Genomic DNA, 18,847 nt, shown 5'->3' with positions numbered 1-18,847 from the left:
AGCGATTATTCAAATATATCGGTATAATCAACCAGCCCTTCTAAAAACTCATTAAAAGATGAAGCTAAAAATTCTAATTCTGCTTCTGAGTAATACACAAAAATATTTCCATAATCTTTTTCATCTAGAGATATTGCTAGATAACCGGTTTCTATATAACCAATACTTAGATAATTTTTTGTAAATAGTCTTGTTTTTCGACAAGAGAAGTACCATATTTAATAGATTTAAAACCGGATAACAGTATGCCATCATCAGGCTCTCCAAAATAAATATAGTAACTCAATGGAGATCCTCCATTATATTTTAACATATGGTCTTTATAATCTTGAGGTAGTGGTAGCCCTATTTCTTTTTCAAATTCATTTAATTCTTCTGGGGTAATGAGTTTATTTTCTATTTCAAAATCAATCATATTCTTATATTTAAAATTAGTTTATACCTAAAACAGTTTTTATTTGAACATGGCTTCCCATATGGGGTAAAGTTTTTTCATGGATGTCTCGTATAATTAATTGCATAGTACCTTTTAAATTTCCGTCTAAATCATCTAAATGATGCCATGTCAATTTTAATTTAGTTAAAATTTTTGAGCCGATTGATGGTTCAATCCCCATAGCTTTCCATGCATTGGCAAAATCGGCAGGACTTTCTACTCCTGTTATAGGATCTATCCCTAGTGTTTTGGATCTAGTACATTTGTGAAACAAAAACTACTCTTAATTGATTAAAAGTAGTTTTCTGCATTTATATATTCTTAATCAAATACAATCGGAACTTTAGCATCTTTAGTTTTTTCCTCAATTAATCTAATTATTTCTAATTTATCGTCTTCTGATATTAGCATTTTCGTGTGGTGACTCCCAATTTTTTATAGAATCTGTATCAGCATAAAATACTGGTGTAACAGTTAGTTCTCCAGTTATAATGATTGTCTTATCATCTATTTGCACTGTAATAGAGCCTCTTGTTCCTGTAATATTTTTAATTTCCATGAGGTTTATTTTTATTCGTTCAAATATATTTGCTTATTTCTGTTGAAACTTGATCTGCATAGGCGGCGTTAGTGTTTATATTTACGTTTTTATCTTCCTTTTTCAAAATTTTCAAATACAAACTAGAAAAAAATATTTTTAGCTTGGCACGAAAAGAGACAGCCCTTTTGAGACTGTCTCTTCTGTTTTATCTATTCTTGTTCCGGAGGAAAAGGATAATCTGCCAATGGTAATAATTCTTCTCCTCTCTTTGCTAAATAGTTTTGAATTCTACCTAATTCATAAGAGTATTCGAATACTAAGTCCTGATTAGTTTCTTTAAAATCAATTGTAACAAAAGGAGAACCATCTAAATATTCAACATTTTCTCTTTCTATATTTGTATTATTTTCTTTATTGAACTTGTAGGTAAATTGAACAACTGCTATCGGAGCATACATTATCTTTTTTATTTTCATTTTTTATTAATATTTTAAGTTATCTATTAAATTAATTTTTACATTTGGAAACATTTTACTAAAATCTTGTATCACTCCTTGGCAAGACATACAATAGGGTAGTTCTGATACTATTGAGATTTCCCCTTTTATTTGAGGATATATTCCTCCTTTTTTTGCTCCTAATTGTTCCGCTATTTCTGATAACATTACATATTCTGTATCAGCATTTCTTAACCAAGCATCAGGTGTATTTATTCCTCCTACTTTATCTACTTTATAAGCTTCAAAAATTTGTTTTCCAATATATTCATCACCACTCTTTCGTACTTCCATTTTATTAAATTTTAGATTTTCAATATTACCTTCGATATAAGCTTTATTTTTTCTCTGAAGATTTGCAATTAATTCTAATTTGGCTTCTTCAGGAATTTTCATTTTCTTTATTTTATAAATTTCCCCTGTTATATATTCATTTAAATGTTTCTTGGCTAGCGAATACTCTTTTGAAGAGCCTCTATAAATATTTTGATCTTCTACTAATTTAGAAGGCAGGTTATCTTTTTCCCCCAGCAAACTTTTCACCTTCGCCACATCATTCTCAGCAATAGCTTTCTCAAGTTCAGCAATTAGTTTTTCATCTTTGGCTAAAGTTCTTGCTTCTTCAAAAGCATTTTTCACCGCAAGCAGCTCTTCGGGGTTTAATCCCGTTTCTTTTATTACTTTGGCTAATTTTAGCTCGGCTATAAAGCTATCAAATGTAACAATTCCTTTTCGAATAGCAAATACTGCTCTGGCTAACAATTCGCCTGCCTGGGGAAGTCCGGGAATTGTGGCATAAGTAAGCTGTCGGGCTTTTACAAAACCGTCTAATATTTTTTTCTCCTGAGCCTGGGTTTTGGCCTGTCTTACAATATTTTGCTGTACTCTTTCCTCAAGACCTTCAATTTTAGCCAAATCACTTTCAAGTTTGGCTATTGCATTTGTGGCATCCTCTGCTTCATTAAAGGCTTTGCCGGCTGCGGCAATAGGCTTCGCAGATTTTAATACAGCTCCCAATGCTGCTGCATCTAACGCAACTCCTGCAATGGCAACGACTACCCAAACCAAACTCGGATCATCAGAGAGTAAACCGACATCATGAAATTCTTTATTGTCTTTGTATTCTTTTATTGTGTTGTAGGCAACATCAATACTCACTGCTAAAGACAAGGCACCCCCTGCAATGACTACCGGAGTGGCGGCGCCCCAGGTTACCACGATAAGCGCAAGTGCAAAAATACCTTCGCAAATAGCTAACAGTATTTCTAAACCTTTTAAACGGTCATATTTTGCGGTAATAATACGATCATAAATACTTCCTTTTTCAATATGTTGTTTTTTGTAAGAATCTTTGAATAAATTGTCAAGCTCATAAATATGCTCGGGATTCTCTGTGATATTATTGATTACACGATCTACTTTTTCGTTTTGTGAAGTGATGTATTCACTCAGAAATTCTTTTAAATCTTTTTTATTACTTATTTCTGCAAACTCTTCTTTATCAAAAGCCGAATCGTTAACTAGCGGATTTATAGATGATAAGTTGCTTATTGCTTTATTGCCTTCAGTTTTTTTACTTTTGGCATGAGCTTCCATTTTATTTTTAAATTCTCTCTCGGCTTCGGATAATTTATTGTCATAAAAATAAGGTTTAGAATCTGAGGATTCTTTATAGCTTTCTTTAGCCTCAGATTTTATAATCCCTTGTAGTAGAGAGTCTAAAAAAGCGTTATTGTTTAACCTCTTTTCTTCTTCATATAACGTATGTTTGTAACGCTGCAGCATTTCAACGCCAATGCGAATGGTTTCGGTTTCAAAAGCATTTTCGTAACGTCTAATATAATCTTCAAATTCTTTGATACTGGCAAAACCATTGGCTTTCATTGCTTCAGTAAGTTCCTTTTCTGCAAGTGAGTGCATTGGATTCTCGACAATAATAGGTTCTTTAATACTTCCTATGTTGGTAGTCGTAGAAATACCGAGATATTTAATATATTTATCATACAATTCTTCTAAACCATAAAGTTTGGTTTTTACAGATTCTAATTCATCACGGTTTTTAAGGTTTTTGTCCCGTTCTTTGATATACGCTTTCAGCGACTCTTCAATAGCCGTTAAATTATCTGTTTCCTTCGATACTTTACTTTTATAATCGGCTATTTCCTCCTCCGACAATTGTTTTAAAAGGTCTAGAATACGTGTATTTTGAATATAATCTGCAGTACTTGCCGGATTCCGGATAAATTGTTTTTTATTGGGTGATAAAGCTTCAGTTTCTTTTTCTATGGTATGTTCTTTAGCCGATATTCTGTAATTTACAGATCCTCCTTTGGCAACTATATCTTTCACCTTTTCATCAGTAAATTTTGGATTCCACTTCAGATGGCGGGTCAACTTCATTTGTTGCTCTGCAAAATGGTTAAGATCTTCATCGGTCTGAATGAGTTTACCATTAAATTTCTGGTTTTTTGCTACAACAATAGTATGAATAACAGAGTCATCATCTATAGAATTATTGGTTTTAGGTTTTTCTGTTGCTGATAAGACGGCATCATCCTTTTTAGGTTTTTCATCTTTAGTTTTCCCCAACACCTCATCCATTTTCAACAATGTCTCCCTGTTAAAAATTCCTGTTGCAGTAATATTATTCTTCTGTTGAAAACTTATAAGTGCCATTTTCGTCTCCTTCCAAAAAGAAGATCCGTTTCCAACGGCTTTATAGCCTAGTGTATTGAGCGCTTTATGGAGAATTAAAACATGCGGCCCTTTTTCTAAAAACTTTATAGTCACTGAACCATTTTCTACCTTTTTAAATGCTCTGTTTCTAAAAAAACCGTACGTTATTTGGGTGACTTCTGTTTTGGCGAGGGAGATGGTAACATCCTGACTGGTAATTTTTTCTTGATTTTCTTCATCTTCTTTACGATGGATATTTTGCGATCCGGACCTGCTGGCCCTGGGCGCAAATGTTTTTTTATGTCTGCTCATGGTATTGGTTATTAGATAAAATTCATTCTGCCGGACAAAGTCTTATTCTGATTTTTGGACAAACGGAATGAGGCGGGACTGGTTTTTCCCAAAAGCTTTTTCGTTTTCTATGGTTAAATAAGTGCTTAGTAATGAATGCGTAATTATAGTTTCCTCACGGTCATGTAGTGCCATGGCCACATTTTTCATAATATTTCGGATATTGGCTCCGGTGTACGCATATTCTTTAGCCAAATGTTTTAAAAGTTCATCACTTTCAAAGGTTATATTATTAGGAAGATAATGCTTCCAAAGTGATTCTCTGGTAACTTCTGTGGGTCTTATGACATTGATAGAAACGTCTATACGGCGCTTAAAGGCATCGTCCATATTGTTCTCAAAGTTAGAAGCAAGAATGGTTAATCCGTCAAATTTTTCTATTCGCTGCAATAAGTAAGAAACTTCCTGGTTGGCATAACGATCGTGAGCATCTTTTACATCAGAACGTTTTCCAAACAAGGCATCCGCTTCGTCAAAAAACAGCATACAGTTTTTTCCCTGTAGCCGGTTGAACAGCACTTCAAGATTTTTCTCCGTTTCACCAATGTATTTGCTGACTACCTGAGAGAGGTCCACATGGTACATGTCGATACCATACGTATTGGCAAGAATTCCTGCCAGCATGGTTTTTCCTGTTCCCGGTGCTCCGTAAAATAAAGCAATAAAACCGGGTTTAAAGCCATGTTCATTATTTTTAAAAAAGCCATTTTCCAAAGCATTGATATAATGTCCGATAGGTTTTATTTGCTCCCTGACGTTATTTTCCAGAATAATATCGTCCATGGTCAGGTCAGATTTATACAGCTTCCCCGGAAAGTAAGAGCCATGGTCCAGTTGCGGTTTTTTGCCTGATAAAAAATAATTCAGATAGGCCGTATCCAATTCAATTTTTCCATGAATGAATTCTGATGAAGAGCGGTTATAAACAATGTCGTTTTGTAAAAGAACACTTCCGTTGATGAGCTGTGCGCTGTAGTGTGACCATAACGATAAATTTTTCCCGGCCAGCAAAAAAAGCGCAGTCTGGAAAGTTGGTTTAAAACTGCGGTTAAACTTATTGTATTCGCCACCCGCCTCAATCGCAAAAGCATTACTGCTTTCTTCTATTTGCACAAATATTTTTAATATCGACGGATAATGCGCTGAAGCAATACCCAGAGCTAAAATTACCCTGTCAATCGCCGTGAGCTGAAGTGTATTTACAATAACTGAATAAGGAGATTCACTATCTGATTTCGGTGGCTCAGGAACTTCAGACACAATATTTAATTCTGCTTCATCTTCTAAAAACAATTGTTTGCACCGCATTTCAATAAGCGATTCCAGCCATTTCATTTCTTCACTTAAGGAATGATGGTCTACTTCATTGATTTGAAATAAATGATTAAATTTTTCGGCTTTTTCATTGATCTTTGTTTTCATCAATGATTTTTCGTAGGTAACAGGAGATTTCATACTTATAAGTTGAGGTTGTTGGAACAATATTTTAATGCGGGAGAAATATTCGGAAACTGTGTTTTTAATGCAAAACTGTCATTACCAATTCACAAAGATGAATTTTTCCTTCCAGGGCAATTTTACCAGACCAATTCCCCAGGCTAGTTTTTCGAGTAAAATATCCTGCGTTTTCCGCTCTACGGTGAGGGTATAATCATGGTCGGTGACAACCAGTTTACCCGGACGCTGAAAAAACTCATTTTGCAATAATGCTACGGATGAATGCTTCATCGGATTCCAGTTGTGCTGAACACTATCTATCACATTCTTAGCTTGCGTTTTATGCTTGCGTGAAAGTTTAATATGCCTGTTGATGGTTTGATTCATCGGAATATTACATAAGAATTTTTCAAAAGTCATGTCATATTCAGGAGCATTTGTTGTTCCGGTGGCAATATAATGTAATAAATGCGCACACAATTCAGGATCAATAAGTTCCTGAGTTTCTGCATGGATAAGATCACAATGTTCAAAAAAGGTTTTGATGAACGGATGTATCAGGATAAGTCCTGCGTTTTGAATGTACTGCCCGTCATTTACATTTACGTTTACATCATCATGGATTGCTGAATTATTTTGATGCATTATTTCTTCAGGAGTTTTTACATTTTCAACCTGATCTTTTATATCCGTTTTAAAACTTTCAATCCCTTCAAGAATTTCTTTTTCTTTCATAAAAGGAAATATATCAACAACCGTTTTCCAATTTTCAAAACCTTTTACATCGGAAAGCCCTGCTTTTAAAATTTGTCGTAAAAAATATTCCTGGAGATTACTGCCTGATGACATCAGATATTCCGACAGCAAACGCAAAACAAGTCGCCATACAGTGATTCTGTCCGGATGATTTAATTTTGATATATGCCGGATAATTTCAGCTTCCAAATTGATCTTTAATTCTTTATTTTCTAAAACAGCCAGGCACAATTGGGAAATTTGTCCGTCAGAAAGCTGATTAATGATCCTGTCCTGAACATGTTGCTTTGCCAAAACAGAAATTATACTTTTCTGAAAGTTTTTAGCTGCAATAATATTTTCAAATACCGGTTTTTCCAGGAAACCAATAGCTTTTTTATCAGAGTTCCACCAGGGCATAGATCCGTTTTCCAAAAAAAAGATAAAGGTCTGGATCATTTTTTCCTGAGTATCAATCCGATATGCTTTAGAATCCTTTTCAGTTTGCAAATCGGACATTTCACTGTCCATGGCTATTTCTGACAATTCTTCTTTAAAAAGTTGTGTGATTTTATCTCTTAATTCAGTATTCAGCGAGCTGTTTTTTATATTCAGATTCAGTTCCAGCCGGGGAATTTGCAAAGTGTGACCTCCTAATTTATGCTCAATACTATTGATGTATTTTTCTATTTCCGGGAAAACATCTACGGACAAAAAGCTGCTGATATCATCTTTTATGCGATAGGCTTTTTCTTTGTTGCTGACGGTAACTTCAACAAAAACTTTCTGAATGATATGATCCTGCTTCACTTCAAATAGATTAAATTATGTAATACTGATAGCTTTATTTCTTGTCAAATTCTCCTCCCCAAAAACCAGCCGGGCAAAGGCTCAGTTTTGATCTTTGCTTGGCGCTTAATCTGCATCCGCAACCTCGGATAAATCCGTTTTTTTGCGCATCTACAACTTCCAGTGTATCAGGATTCATCCATTTCATGGCGTTGCAGTTATTGCCGTTTTTTAGAGGACAGGCATTACAGATTTCTTCACGTAAAGAGAAAATATCTTCTTCATTTTGATTCGCCATGCCCAGTTTTGAACGTAATTCATTAAAATGGCCGCCAATGATTTCATTGCGCTTGCCAAAAAGTGTTTTAATATTCATACGATTTAAGTTTTAAGATTATTATTGGGGTCAAAATTAGAGCAAGAAATTCCATCTGACTAATTATGAGGGTTCTCCGTTCTGTCTTTGCAGTAAAAATCAAAATCATCTTTAAGGAATCATCGTTAGAATTTTAGAAAATGTCTGATTATAAAACGAATACTACTTCTTAAAAAAATTGCCATTGAATTTTACTTATACTTTTATCCCTAGATAAGAATTTTTTTCTGTCAAAATGAGACGGTATCATTTCACCATCGCTGGAATAGGAGAATTTTTAATTTGAGTTATTATTTTTATTTGAATATTTAAAATATTGATTAATAATCATTTATAAATCTATTATTTTTGAATTTTTATAAAATGTTAAAATTTTATTTACTGCAAAGACAGGTTTGAGACCTCAAAATATTTGTCTTTTGATTGGGTGTAATTGTATGTTTGCACCATAATAATAAAGAGCAAAAAATTATGATTGATAATGTACTAACGGTTTTAAAAGATACGCTCAATGGTGCAACTGATTTACATGATATTGTAGTTGTGGATAACATAGGGAAGCATGAAGATGATACCTCAGGTCTCGACAATAAAGTGGTAATCACTTTAGTGAGCGTTGAGGAAGAATCTACAATGAAAAACGCTTCAAGATATAATCAGGTAAAAGTAGACAATATACCGGTTCGCTATGAATTGGAGCCTGCCCCGGCTTATTTGAATTTATACGTAATGATCTCCGCAAACAGGACGCGATACTCAAATGCTTTGATAAATATTTCAAAAATTATCGAGATATTTCAGGCAAACAGTGTGTTGCAATACAATGATTTAAAGTTCAGAATCGAATTGCATTCTATTCCTTTTGAGCAACTAAGCTATGTCTGGGGACTGCTGGGCGGAAAAGTAATGCCTTCTGCATTCTATAAAATAAGTGTAGTAAAAATTGCAGCAGAAACACCACCAATCAATATAGAATTAATTGATGAAGTAGATGTTAAAAGCATCAAAGTCGATTGATCATAAAACTAAAACTAAAAACTAATAACCTTTAACTTAAATTTTTAAACATGCTAAATCCAACAACACCCGGTGTTTCAGTTGAAGAAATTACCAGGCTTCCCAATTCAGTTTCATTAATTGATACGGCTATTCCGGTATTCATTGGGTATACTGAGCTGGTACCCGCTGATCATACTGAGCCTTTGAATATCAGTTCTCTTTTGGAATATGAAAAAAAATTTGGAAAAGCGAAGGAAGAACATATTCAAATCAAGGATAAGCAAGATAAAGGCATAGAACTTATAGCTCCGGAAGCAAAGTTTTTAATGTATTATTCACTTCAAATGTACTTTGCTAATGGTGGCGGTCCGTGTCAGGTTTTTTCAGCAGGAACTTATGCCTCCGGAGAAGTTGAACTTGCCGATTTAGCTACCGGTTTGGGAGTGATTAAAGATACGCATGATCCTAAAATTATTGTTTTTCCTGATGCTGTGTCGTTGAACGAAGCCGATTTTTACAATATTTATAATCAGGCAATTGATAAGGTTGAATCATTAGCGAAAAACTGGTTTATATTATTAGACACGTATCACGGAAATTCTTTCATCCAATCAAACAATCTTAATACGATTGGTAATTTCAGAAAAGAAATAGCACTTACGACACACGCTGCAGCGTATTTTCCCCACCTGACAACCATTCTGAATTATACGTTTGATGAAACAAATACGCCTATCGTTCATACCGGACTGCAAGAAAACGGACAGACCAGCGCCAGTTTGTATGCAGGTGAAATTGCAGCTTTGGAAGAATTAAAAAATCTCGCAAGTGAAGAAATTATAACGGGATCTGCGAATGGTTTTGTATTGGCCGATTTATTAAGCCAGGCGATCGCCATCGCAGAAGAAATCAATGAAACTGCTGACGAAGGTAATGCAAAAGATAATTTAGTCCATTCCATCGGAGAGTCAAAAGCTGTATTGGAAGCCATTTATGACGGGACAATCGATGATTTTGTGGTGCCTGATGATTTGGATGCTGAGACACCGGTTTTCAGTGGCGAATTTGAAGCGTTGAAAACGGCGATTCTTGCTGTAAAAGATGAAGTAGGGGCAGCAAACGGTATCACGATGAAAGATTTAGAATCAGTCAATTCCGCATTATACAATCAGATAAAAAAAGAAATGGCATCTCTGAAGGTTGTATTACCGCCATCTTCAGCAATGGCAGGCGTATACGGAAGGATAGACAGTACAAGAGGAGTCTGGAAAGCGCCGGCCAATGTCAGTCTTAATTATGTTATTTCACCGACCGAAAAAGTTTCGGATAAAGAGCAATCGGATCTGAATATAAATGATTCAGGATCAATAAATGCCATCAGAACTTTTACCGGAAAAGGGACTTTAGTCTGGGGAGCCAGAACCTTTGATGGAAGAGACAAAATAGAGACTGAAGACAATGTATGGAAATATGTGCATGTACGTCGCTATTGTGATATGATGGAACAGTCGATAAACATTGCCCTGCAAACTTTTATTGATGAACCTACCATTCCTTTCACCTATTTACGTGCAAAAACTATGTTGGAAAATTTCCTCAACCAACAATGGATCGAGGGTGCATTAGCAGGAAGCACTCCGAAAGAAGCTTACAAAGTAGAGGTTGACGGAACCAAAGATGAAATTAATGATATTAATATTCTAAATGCAAAAATCGGAATAGCACTGGTACGTCCGGCAGAATTTATCGTATTAAATTTCTCGCACAAATTACAATTATCTTAAAAGAATATAATCAATCACGAATAAACATTCGAAGTTCTGCTTCGAGGTAAATTAATCTTAATTAAAAATTTTAACAAATGAATTACAAAACCCCTGGAGTTTACGTGGAGGAACATGAAAAATTTCCGCCTTCCGTAGCGCAAGTTGAAACGGCTATTCCTGCATTTATCGGATATACCGCAGACGGCCCGAAGAATAAACCAACAAGAATTTCTTCTATGTTGGAGTATGAACAACTTTTTGGAAAAGCAAATCCGGAAATGTTTGCTGTAGCTTTCAAAGACGGCGTTGCTACGGCAACACAAACAAAAGTAAGCGATTATAAAATGTATTATGCCTTGCAGATGTATTTTGCGAATGGTGGAGGACCTTGCTATATTGTTTCAGTAGGCAGTTACTCAGATCCTGTGCTGGTAGAGTCTACGACATCAGATAAAACGCTATCAAAAGGTCTTGAATTACTTAAAAAAGAAGACGAGCCGACACTTATTGTTTTCCCTGATCTTCAGGGGCTGGTACCTTCCGGTGCTGACGTTACTGCAGCAGGACAAGCCGCTCAGGTTGCGGAAGATAATGAGTTGTTAGCCTCTAAAGCTAAAGATGCGGCCAATGCTGTTGCTAATGTTGTTGTTATAGCTGTTGCAGGAGGAGAAGATCTGCAGACTACTATTGCGGCTGTCAAAGCTGAAGTTGCTAATTACCCTATTTCTGATTCAAGTACTCTTAGTCAGATTACCGAAAATCAGGCTGTCAAAGCTGTTCAGAATGTTGTTCAGAATGCTGATAATCCTGCAGATGCCGAATCGGCCGCACTAGCTGTTGCAAATATTTATAATACTCTCCTTATTACTGCTACAGCTAACGCTCAGGCTTCGGTTGAATATTATGATGTGATTTCTGATATTAGTGCTACTAATATTGCTGAGGTTTACGCTCTGTACAACAGTGCTTTGAATCAGGCAGAAGCGATGAAGGACAGATTTGTCATTATGGATGTACTGGATAATGATATTAACTTCAGAGACAGAGTCAATGCATCGGGTCTAAAATATGGTGCTGCTTATTATCCAAAATTAAAAACAGTTTTGAGCTATGATTATAAAGAAGATGATGTTTTGGTTACCGGTACATTTGGTATCTCCAGCTTAGCAGGATTAAAATCAACAAATTCGGATTTCTACAACCAGGCAAAAAATGCTATTGAGTCTAAAAAAGTAGTGTTGGCTCCATCATCATCAATGGCGGGAGTTTATGCTAAAGTAGACAGTACCTCAGGCGTATTTAAAGCACCTGCCAATGTCGGACTTAATTTCGTAGAAGCACCAGCAGAAAAGATTTCTGGCAGACAGCAAGATGCTCTTAACGTAGATCCTGAATTCGGAAAATCAATCAACGCAATCAGATCTTTCACAGGTAAAGGAACCCTGGTTTGGGGCGCAAGAACATTAGACGGAAACAGCAATGAATGGAGGTACATTTCGGTACGTCGTTTCTTCAACATGGTGGAAGAGTCTGTGAAAAAAGCAACAGAACGTTTTGTTTTTGAACCGAATACAGCCAACACATGGATTAGAGTACAGGCAATGATCGAGAATTTCCTTAATCAGCAGTGGCAGGACGGCGCATTGGCCGGAAGCAAGCCCGAAGAAGCGTATTATGTGAGCGTAGGCTTAAACAAAACCATGTCTGCCCAGGATATCCTTGAAGGAAGAATGAACATTGAGATCGGTATGGCTGCCGTACGTCCTGCAGAATTTATCGTGCTTCGTTTCTCACACAAATTGCAGGAAGCATAAAAATTAAACTAAATAACAATTAAATATAAAAAATTATGAGTACATATCCATTAGTAAAGTTTGCCTTTGAAGTAGATTGGGGCGGAACGAAGGTAGGTTTTCAGGAAGTATCGGGATTGAATATTGAAGCAGGTCTGATCGAGTACAGACACGGAGCCAGCCCACATTTCAGCAAGATGAAAATGCCTGGATTGATCGTAAACAACAACGTCACATTAAAAAGAGGAACCTTCAAGGCAGATAACGAATTTTTTGAATGGTTCCAGTCGATTCAGCTGAATACGGTGGAGAGAAGAACAATTACGATTTCTCTTTTAGACGAAAACGGAGAGCCTGCAGTAACCTGGAAATTGAAAAATGCTTTCCCATTGAAAATGCAGTCCACAGATCTGAAAGCTGAAGGTAATGAAGTTGCAATCGAAACTTTGGAACTTGCACACGAGGGATTAACTATTGAAAATACTAATTATTAATTTAAAAATCTAAAAAAATGAATTACAAAACACCCGGAGTCTACGTAGAGGAAATCGCAAAATTCCCACCATCTGTAGCACAAGTAGAAACAGCTATTCCCGCTTTTATCGGTTACACTGAAAAGGGACCAAAAAATGAGCCAACAAGAATTTCTTCGATGCTGGAATATGAGACAATTTTCGGAGAAGCAAACAAAGAATCTTTTGCAATTACTGAAACATTAAACAATGGAGTATATACTACTAATGCAGAAGTAACTCCCAGTCCTTTCAAAATGTATTACGCTATGCAAATGTATTTTGCTAATGGAGGCGGACCATGTTATATCGTTTCCACAGGAACAGCGGCAGGATATCCGGCTTCAGTAGTGAAAGCTGATTTGGAAAAAGGTCTTGCTACTTTAGAAAAAGAAGACGAGCCAACGCTTATTGTTTTCCCGGACGCTGAAGCTTTAGCTGATGGAGCTTACAGATTATACGAATTGGCTTTAGACCAGGCAGAATTAATGAAAGACAGATTTGTCATTATGGATGTTGTTGGAGATGTTGATGAATTTAAAGATACAACAGGACCTTCTGTAGGACCTAGTGGTAAGAGACTGAAATATGGAGCCGCTTATTATCCAAAATTAGAAACAGTTTTAAATTATAGTAACAAGAATACCGTTAGTTTTAATGGAAGTGCTGAAGATTTGGATGATTTAAAAACTACAGATTCAGCTAAATATAATAGAATTAAAAAAGCCATCGAATCTAAGAGAGTGGTACTGGCTCCATCATCATCAATGGCCGGAGTGTATGCTAAAGTAGACAGCACTTCCGGAGTATGGAAAGCTCCCGCAAATGTAGGACTTAATTATGTAGTTGCACCTACCGTAAAAATCTCTCATGACGAGCAAATGGAATATAATGTAAATGCAACCGGTAGATCCATCAATGCGATCAGAGCATTTACAGGAAAAGGAATCCTGGTTTGGGGTGCAAGAACATTAGACGGAAACAGCAACGAATGGAGGTACATCTCCGTACGCCGTTTCTTCAACATGGTGGAAGAATCTGTGAAAAAAGCAACAGAACGTTTTGTTTTTGAACCGAATACAGCCAACACGTGGATTAGAGTACAGGCAATGATCGAGAATTTCCTTAATCAGCAGTGGCAAGACGGCGCATTGGCCGGAAGCAAGCCCGAAGAAGCGTATTATGTGAGCGTAGGCTTAAACAAAACCATGTCTGCCCAGGATATCCTTGAAGGAAGAATGAACATTGAGATCGGTATGGCTGCCGTACGTCCTGCAGAATTTATCGTACTTCGTTTCTCACACAAGTTGCAGGAAGCATAAAAATTAAACTAAATAACAATTAAATATAAAGAATTATGAGTACATATCCATTAGTAAAGTTTGCCTTTGAAGTAGATTGGGGCGGAACGAAGGTAGGTTTTCAGGAAGTATCGGGATTGAATATTGAAGCAGGTCTGATCGAGTACAGACACGGAGCCAGCCCACATTTCAGCAAGATGAAAATGCCCGGATTGATCGTAAACAACAACGTCACATTAAAAAGAGGGACCTTTAAGGCAGATAACGAATTTTTTGAATGGTTCCAGTCGATTCAGCTGAATACGGTGGAGAGAAGAACAATTACGATTTCTCTTTTAGACGAAAACGGAGAGCCTGCAGTGACATGGAAATTGAAAAATGCTTTCCCATTGAAAATGCAGTCTACAGATCTGAAAGCTGAAGGTAACGAGGTAGCGATCGAAACCCTGGAACTTGCACACGAGGGATTAACTATTGAAAATAACTAATTATGGCTCTTTTATATCCTCCAACCAGTTTCTCTTTTATTGTTAATGGGATTTCGACAACAGAGGGTATTGATTCCAGATTTCAGTCTGTATCTGGTTTATCTACAGATATTTCAACCGAAGAATATGCCGAAGGAGGCGAAAACAGATTTCTTCATCAGCTTCCTCTGCGGCCAAAGTATCCCAATTTAGTTCTTAAGCGCGGATTGATCGTAAGTTCAGGGCTGATAAGCTGGTGCAGAAATGCCATGGAAAACTTCGAATTTGAGCCCAGGAATCTGGTCGTTTCTCTTTACGGAGGACTGCAGTCCACGGCCCCTTTAATGGTCTGGAATGTTGTCGGAGCCTTCCCGGTACGATGGGAGGTTTCAGAATTCAATGCGGAAGAGAGCAAATTGGCTATTGAAACAATAGAACTGAAATACAGATATTTCACGATACCTTCATCGTTAGCAAGCTTAGGCTTGTAATTTCTAAATCAAATCTGAGCACTTAAAAGTGTGTTTGCCTCAGGATAACTTTTAGCAAAAATATTTTTCACAAAAACAACAGATTGGTCTATCACAGGACTGAACACACCCGTTATGTGCTTGGATTTTTTAAAATAAACATGTTAAATCATTGATTTTTAAATATTTAATTTAAAAGTTGATTAAAAACAAACGAAATGCCAATAGAAATAAAAGAGCTTCACATTAAAATCAATGTGGACGAGAAAACAGCAGCAGCGACGAATGAAGCATCGGTAGATGTTGAAAAAATCATGCGGGCAGTGAGCGAAAGTGTAGAGCAGGCAGTACATATTCAACAACGAAAAAAAGAAAGATAATGAAAGGAGCACTTCAAAAACTTACGATCGGAACCTATGAAAACTCTGATTATGATAAAAGGATTGAAAATCATGCCTTTACAGCTTTTTTAAATCCTACAGGATATTCTGTAACCTATAAAACGGAACTCGAAAAACCACTATTACCGGGAGCTGCTAAAACTGATGCAAAATATGTTGCATCACCTTCAACTGATTTACAATTAGAATTTTTATTTGATGGTACAGGAGTTACAGAAACCTATTCTGGTAATAAACTGATCAATAAAATTAAAGGAAAAGCTTTTAAAAAAACATCTGTAAAAGATCAGGTTGATGCTTTTTATAAAGCCACAGGCGAGGTTTCTGGTCCGATACACAAACCTTATAATGTTATTCTTAATTGGGGTGATTTTGAATTTAAAGGCGTACTGGCAGAATTTACTGTAGAATATAAATTGTTTGACAACGAAGGGCAGCCTTTAAGAGCTATCGGAAAAGCAAAGTTTAGTGAATCTATAAGTCCTAAACTGGAAGAAGCCGGAAAGAAAAGTAGCTCACCAGACCTTACCCACAAAAGAACAGTAAAGGATGGAGATACACTACCATTAATGACCGAAAGAATTTACGGAGATTCTAAATACTACCTGGAAGTGGCTAAAGTAAACGGCCTGATCAATTTCAGACAATTAATTCCGGGACAGGAATTGTTCTTTCCGCCCATAGAAAAAGTTTCATAAGATGAATAACAGCGGATACATACAAACAGCAAAAAATCCTGACTTAATAACTTTCAAATTGATGTCCGGAGGCACAGAATTGCCCGGCAAATATGGTGTGAAAAGCATTGTTGTCGAAAAAGAAGTCAACAGAATTCCTTATGCCCGCATTGTTATTATAGACGGAAGCGTACCGGAACAGGACTTTAAATTAAGCAATGAAGATTTATTAATTCCGGGAAAAGAAATTGAGATCACAGCTGGATATCACTCTGAAGAAGAAACCATCTTTAAAGGCGTTGTTGTCAAACACAATATCAGAGTCAGAAACGGATCTTCTTACCTCATCATCGAATGTCGCGATAAGGCCGTAAAAATGACGTTGGGAAGAAAAAGCAAATATTTCTACGACAGCAAAGATAGCGATATCATCGAAGAGCTGATTAGCAGCAGTGGTGCCACTGCCGATATAGAGGCCACTTCAAATTCCCATAAAGAACTGGTGCAATACCAGTCTTCCGATTGGGACTTTATGCTGACTCGAGCACAGGCCAACGGAAAGCTTTGTTTTGTTGATGATGGAACGATCAAAGTAGCGAAACCTGATTTCAGTGGTGAAACGGTGGAAACTGTTGTCTACGGATCATCGGTGCATGAATTTGACGGAGAAATTGATGCAAGAGATCAGTTCAGTAAAATTACCGCCAAAACCTGGAGCTATACCGATCAGGAACTGACAGAAGTTGAAGCGCAGGATCCGGCCATCAGTCTTAACGGAAATCTTTCGTCCGGTGATCTGGCTAAGGTCTTTGGAATTGAAGACTTACAATTGAAACACGGTGGAAATCTTACACAGGGCGAGTTGCAGGAATGGGGCGATGCCAAAGCAACTTTTCAGCAGTTGGCCAAAACCAGAGGAAGAGTGAAATTCCAGGGAATTCCATCGGTAAAACCGGGAGTTACATTAACACTTCAGGGAGTTGGAAACCGGTTCAATGGGAAAATATACGTCACAGGTGTCCGTCACGAAATTGTTGATGGAAACTGGCTGGTAGATGCACAGTTCGGACTTTCTCCCACATGGTTCTCTGAAACTTATGATGTGAGTGAAATGCCAGGTTCTGGAATTATCCCAACCATCAGCGGACTTCATGTCGGAATCGTTTCACAACTGGAATCTGATCCGGATGGTGAAGACAGGATTTTAGTACAAATCCCCATCATTAATAACGAAGAAGAGGGAATCTGGGCAAGAATAGCCACCCTGGATGCCGGAGAAAACAGAGGATCTTTCTTCAGACCGGAAATCGGTGATGAAGTGATTATCGGGTTTATTAATGATGATCCCAATGATGCAGTAGTATTAGGAATGCTCAACAGCAGTACAAAACCGGCTCCTATTGTAGCTTCGGATGATAATCACGAAAAAGGATTTGTAACCCGAAGCGAAATGAAAATGATCTTTAATGACGATAAAATTTCTTACACCCTGGAAACTCCGAAAGGCAAAAAAGTGATCGTGGACGAAGATGCAGATGTCATTAAACTGGAAGATGAGCATTCTAATATGCTTACCCTCAATAAAGACGGGATCAGTATCGAAAGCTCAAAAGATATCAAAATCAAAGCAAAAGGTGACATCAATATGGAAGGTGTTAACATCAACGTGAAAGCCAGCGCTCAGTTCAAAGCGGAAGGAAGCTCAGGCTCTGAACTTAAATCAGGAGCAGTGACAGTAGTAAAAGGATCTCAGGTTAAAATCAATTAATCATCATGAAACCGGCAGCAAGAATTACAGATATGCACACCTGTCCTATGGTGACAGGAAATGTTCCGCATGTAGGAGGTCCGATTATTCCGGCAGGAGAACCTACGGTACTGATCGGCGGGAAACCTGCAGCAAGAGTAGGAGATAAAGCAGTATGCACAGGCCCGTTAGATACCATTGCATCAGGATCTTCAAGTGTTCTGATCGGCGGAAAACCGGCAGCAAGAATGGGAGATTCCACCGCTCACGGAGGAGTAATATCCGCAGGGGAAGCTACTGTTTTAATCGGTGGATAATTTAAAAATCTCCTGCAATAAGAACGTAAAAACATCAATAACAAAAAGGTTATCACAACTAAAACTCTATGTTACAGATGCAAGATGTTACAATTAAATAGAACAAATAACGTATGAAAATAAATACAGATTTTTTAGGAATAGGCTGGAGTTTTCCGCCTGAGTTTAATCAGACTGAAGGAACGTTGGGAATGACCACTGATGTGGAAGACATTAATAACAGTCTTATGATTCTGTTGTCAACACGTCCCGGCGAGCGCGTCATGTTCCCAAATTACGGATGTGACCTCCAGGAAATGCTCTTTAAGCCATTGGACCTGACGCTGATTACTCAGATGAAAGGAATCATTGAGCGCGCTATTTTATACCACGAACCCAGAATCAATATTCTGAGTATCGAAATTGATGCTCAGGACGAGCTTGAAGGCGAAGTTTTGATAGAGATTGACTACGAAGTAAGAAATACCAATACAAGAAGCAATATGGTTTTTCCTTTTTACAAAAGGGAAGCTACCGAAATATAATGAATTACGGGATGTCTGTAGCCATTTTACATACT

General features: G+C 37.1%; 21 protein-coding genes and 1 pseudogene. 12 read left to right on the top strand and 10 right to left on the bottom strand.

From position 1 onward, the window contains the following. Window positions 1-5: 5 nt before the first annotated feature. The 10 genes and pseudogenes from AC3WV0_RS12725 to AC3WV0_RS12680 all read right to left on the bottom strand — a co-directional run bounded on the left by AC3WV0_RS12725 (window position 6) and on the right by AC3WV0_RS12680 (window position 7,838). Window positions 6-134, bottom strand: a complete 129-nt coding sequence (locus AC3WV0_RS12725; RefSeq protein WP_488846503.1) for a hypothetical protein — start codon at window positions 132-134, stop codon at window positions 6-8. A gap of 32 nt (window positions 135-166) precedes the next feature. Beyond that, window positions 167-415, bottom strand: a complete 249-nt coding sequence (locus AC3WV0_RS12720; protein ID WP_488846466.1) for an SMI1/KNR4 family protein — start codon at window positions 413-415, stop codon at window positions 167-169. A gap of 16 nt (window positions 416-431) precedes the next feature. Beyond that, complete coding sequence (locus AC3WV0_RS12715) at window positions 432-710, bottom strand: HNH endonuclease (RefSeq protein WP_488846465.1); 279 nt, start codon at window positions 708-710, stop codon at window positions 432-434. Window positions 711-824: 114 nt separating this feature from the next. Further along, the gene (locus AC3WV0_RS12710) at window positions 825-995 is read right to left on the bottom strand and encodes an Imm74 family immunity protein (RefSeq protein ID WP_488846464.1); all 171 of its coding nucleotides are present in this window, start codon (window positions 993-995) and stop codon (window positions 825-827) included. Window positions 996-1,186: 191 nt separating this feature from the next. Beyond that, window positions 1,187-1,453, bottom strand: a complete 267-nt coding sequence (locus AC3WV0_RS12705; RefSeq protein WP_488846463.1) for a hypothetical protein — start codon at window positions 1,451-1,453, stop codon at window positions 1,187-1,189. A gap of 6 nt (window positions 1,454-1,459) precedes the next feature. Further along, complete coding sequence (locus AC3WV0_RS12700; protein ID WP_488846502.1) at window positions 1,460-4,075, bottom strand: deaminase domain-containing protein; 2,616 nt, start codon at window positions 4,073-4,075, stop codon at window positions 1,460-1,462. A 9-nt stretch (window positions 4,076-4,084) separates the two neighbouring features. Next, a pseudogene (locus tag AC3WV0_RS12695) lies at window positions 4,085-4,462 on the bottom strand (peptidoglycan-binding domain-containing protein); the annotation flags it as partial. Between the two features lie 42 nt (window positions 4,463-4,504). Next, window positions 4,505-5,956 (bottom strand): ATP-binding protein, encoded by a 1,452-nt coding sequence (locus AC3WV0_RS12690; RefSeq protein ID WP_488846462.1) that lies wholly within the window; start codon window positions 5,954-5,956, stop codon window positions 4,505-4,507. A gap of 81 nt (window positions 5,957-6,037) precedes the next feature. Beyond that, complete coding sequence (locus tag AC3WV0_RS12685; protein WP_488846461.1) at window positions 6,038-7,483, bottom strand: contractile injection system tape measure protein; 1,446 nt, start codon at window positions 7,481-7,483, stop codon at window positions 6,038-6,040. Between the two features lie 34 nt (window positions 7,484-7,517). Further along, on the bottom strand, window positions 7,518-7,838 hold the full coding sequence (locus AC3WV0_RS12680) for a hypothetical protein (RefSeq protein WP_488846460.1): 321 nt from the start codon (window positions 7,836-7,838) through the stop codon (window positions 7,518-7,520). Window positions 7,839-8,309: 471 nt separating this feature from the next. Between AC3WV0_RS12680 and AC3WV0_RS12675 the strand changes: the two genes are divergently transcribed. From AC3WV0_RS12675 to AC3WV0_RS12620, 12 genes are all read left to right on the top strand, one after another. Next, the gene (locus AC3WV0_RS12675) at window positions 8,310-8,855 is read left to right on the top strand and encodes a Pvc16 family protein (RefSeq protein ID WP_488846459.1); all 546 of its coding nucleotides are present in this window, start codon (window positions 8,310-8,312) and stop codon (window positions 8,853-8,855) included. Between the two features lie 50 nt (window positions 8,856-8,905). Next, window positions 8,906-10,621: a phage tail sheath family protein gene (locus tag AC3WV0_RS12670; protein WP_488846457.1), complete on the top strand. Its 1,716-nt coding sequence runs from the start codon at window positions 8,906-8,908 to the stop codon at window positions 10,619-10,621. A gap of 77 nt (window positions 10,622-10,698) precedes the next feature. Then, the gene (locus tag AC3WV0_RS12665) at window positions 10,699-12,417 is read left to right on the top strand and encodes a phage tail sheath family protein (protein ID WP_488846455.1); all 1,719 of its coding nucleotides are present in this window, start codon (window positions 10,699-10,701) and stop codon (window positions 12,415-12,417) included. Between the two features lie 35 nt (window positions 12,418-12,452). Beyond that, window positions 12,453-12,890 (top strand): phage tail protein, encoded by a 438-nt coding sequence (locus AC3WV0_RS12660; RefSeq protein WP_488846454.1) that lies wholly within the window; start codon window positions 12,453-12,455, stop codon window positions 12,888-12,890. Window positions 12,891-12,907: 17 nt separating this feature from the next. Next, window positions 12,908-14,230, top strand: a complete 1,323-nt coding sequence (locus AC3WV0_RS12655; protein ID WP_488846453.1) for a phage tail sheath family protein — start codon at window positions 12,908-12,910, stop codon at window positions 14,228-14,230. Window positions 14,231-14,265: 35 nt separating this feature from the next. Further along, window positions 14,266-14,697 carry a phage tail protein gene (locus AC3WV0_RS12650; RefSeq protein WP_488846452.1) on the top strand — a complete coding sequence of 144 codons (432 nt, stop codon included), beginning with the start codon at window positions 14,266-14,268 and terminating at the stop codon, window positions 14,695-14,697. 2 nt (window positions 14,698-14,699) lie between these two features. Then, window positions 14,700-15,167, top strand: coding sequence for a phage tail protein (locus AC3WV0_RS12645; protein WP_090001329.1), 468 nt, complete (start codon window positions 14,700-14,702; stop codon window positions 15,165-15,167). A 197-nt stretch (window positions 15,168-15,364) separates the two neighbouring features. Then, the gene (locus AC3WV0_RS12640; protein ID WP_488846451.1) at window positions 15,365-15,526 is read left to right on the top strand and encodes a DUF5908 family protein; all 162 of its coding nucleotides are present in this window, start codon (window positions 15,365-15,367) and stop codon (window positions 15,524-15,526) included. Continuing rightward, window positions 15,526-16,245, top strand: a complete 720-nt coding sequence (locus AC3WV0_RS12635; RefSeq protein WP_488846448.1) for a CIS tube protein — start codon at window positions 15,526-15,528, stop codon at window positions 16,243-16,245. The genes AC3WV0_RS12640 and AC3WV0_RS12635 overlap by 1 nt, the downstream gene beginning before the upstream one ends. A gap of 1 nt (window position 16,246) precedes the next feature. Next, window positions 16,247-17,992, top strand: coding sequence for a type VI secretion system tip protein VgrG (gene vgrG / locus AC3WV0_RS12630; RefSeq protein ID WP_488846447.1), 1,746 nt, complete (start codon window positions 16,247-16,249; stop codon window positions 17,990-17,992). A gap of 5 nt (window positions 17,993-17,997) precedes the next feature. Beyond that, window positions 17,998-18,288, top strand: a complete 291-nt coding sequence (locus AC3WV0_RS12625; protein ID WP_228400943.1) for a PAAR domain-containing protein — start codon at window positions 17,998-18,000, stop codon at window positions 18,286-18,288. A 113-nt stretch (window positions 18,289-18,401) separates the two neighbouring features. Beyond that, window positions 18,402-18,812 carry a GPW/gp25 family protein gene (locus AC3WV0_RS12620; protein WP_312901376.1) on the top strand — a complete coding sequence of 137 codons (411 nt, stop codon included), beginning with the start codon at window positions 18,402-18,404 and terminating at the stop codon, window positions 18,810-18,812. The last annotated feature ends 35 nt before the right edge of the window (window positions 18,813-18,847 follow it).

The sequence above is a fragment of the Chryseobacterium sp. 27AL genome (genome assembly GCF_057815395.1).
Note: the sequence above shows the minus strand (reverse complement) of the source record. Positions and strands in the feature narration are given on the sequence as shown.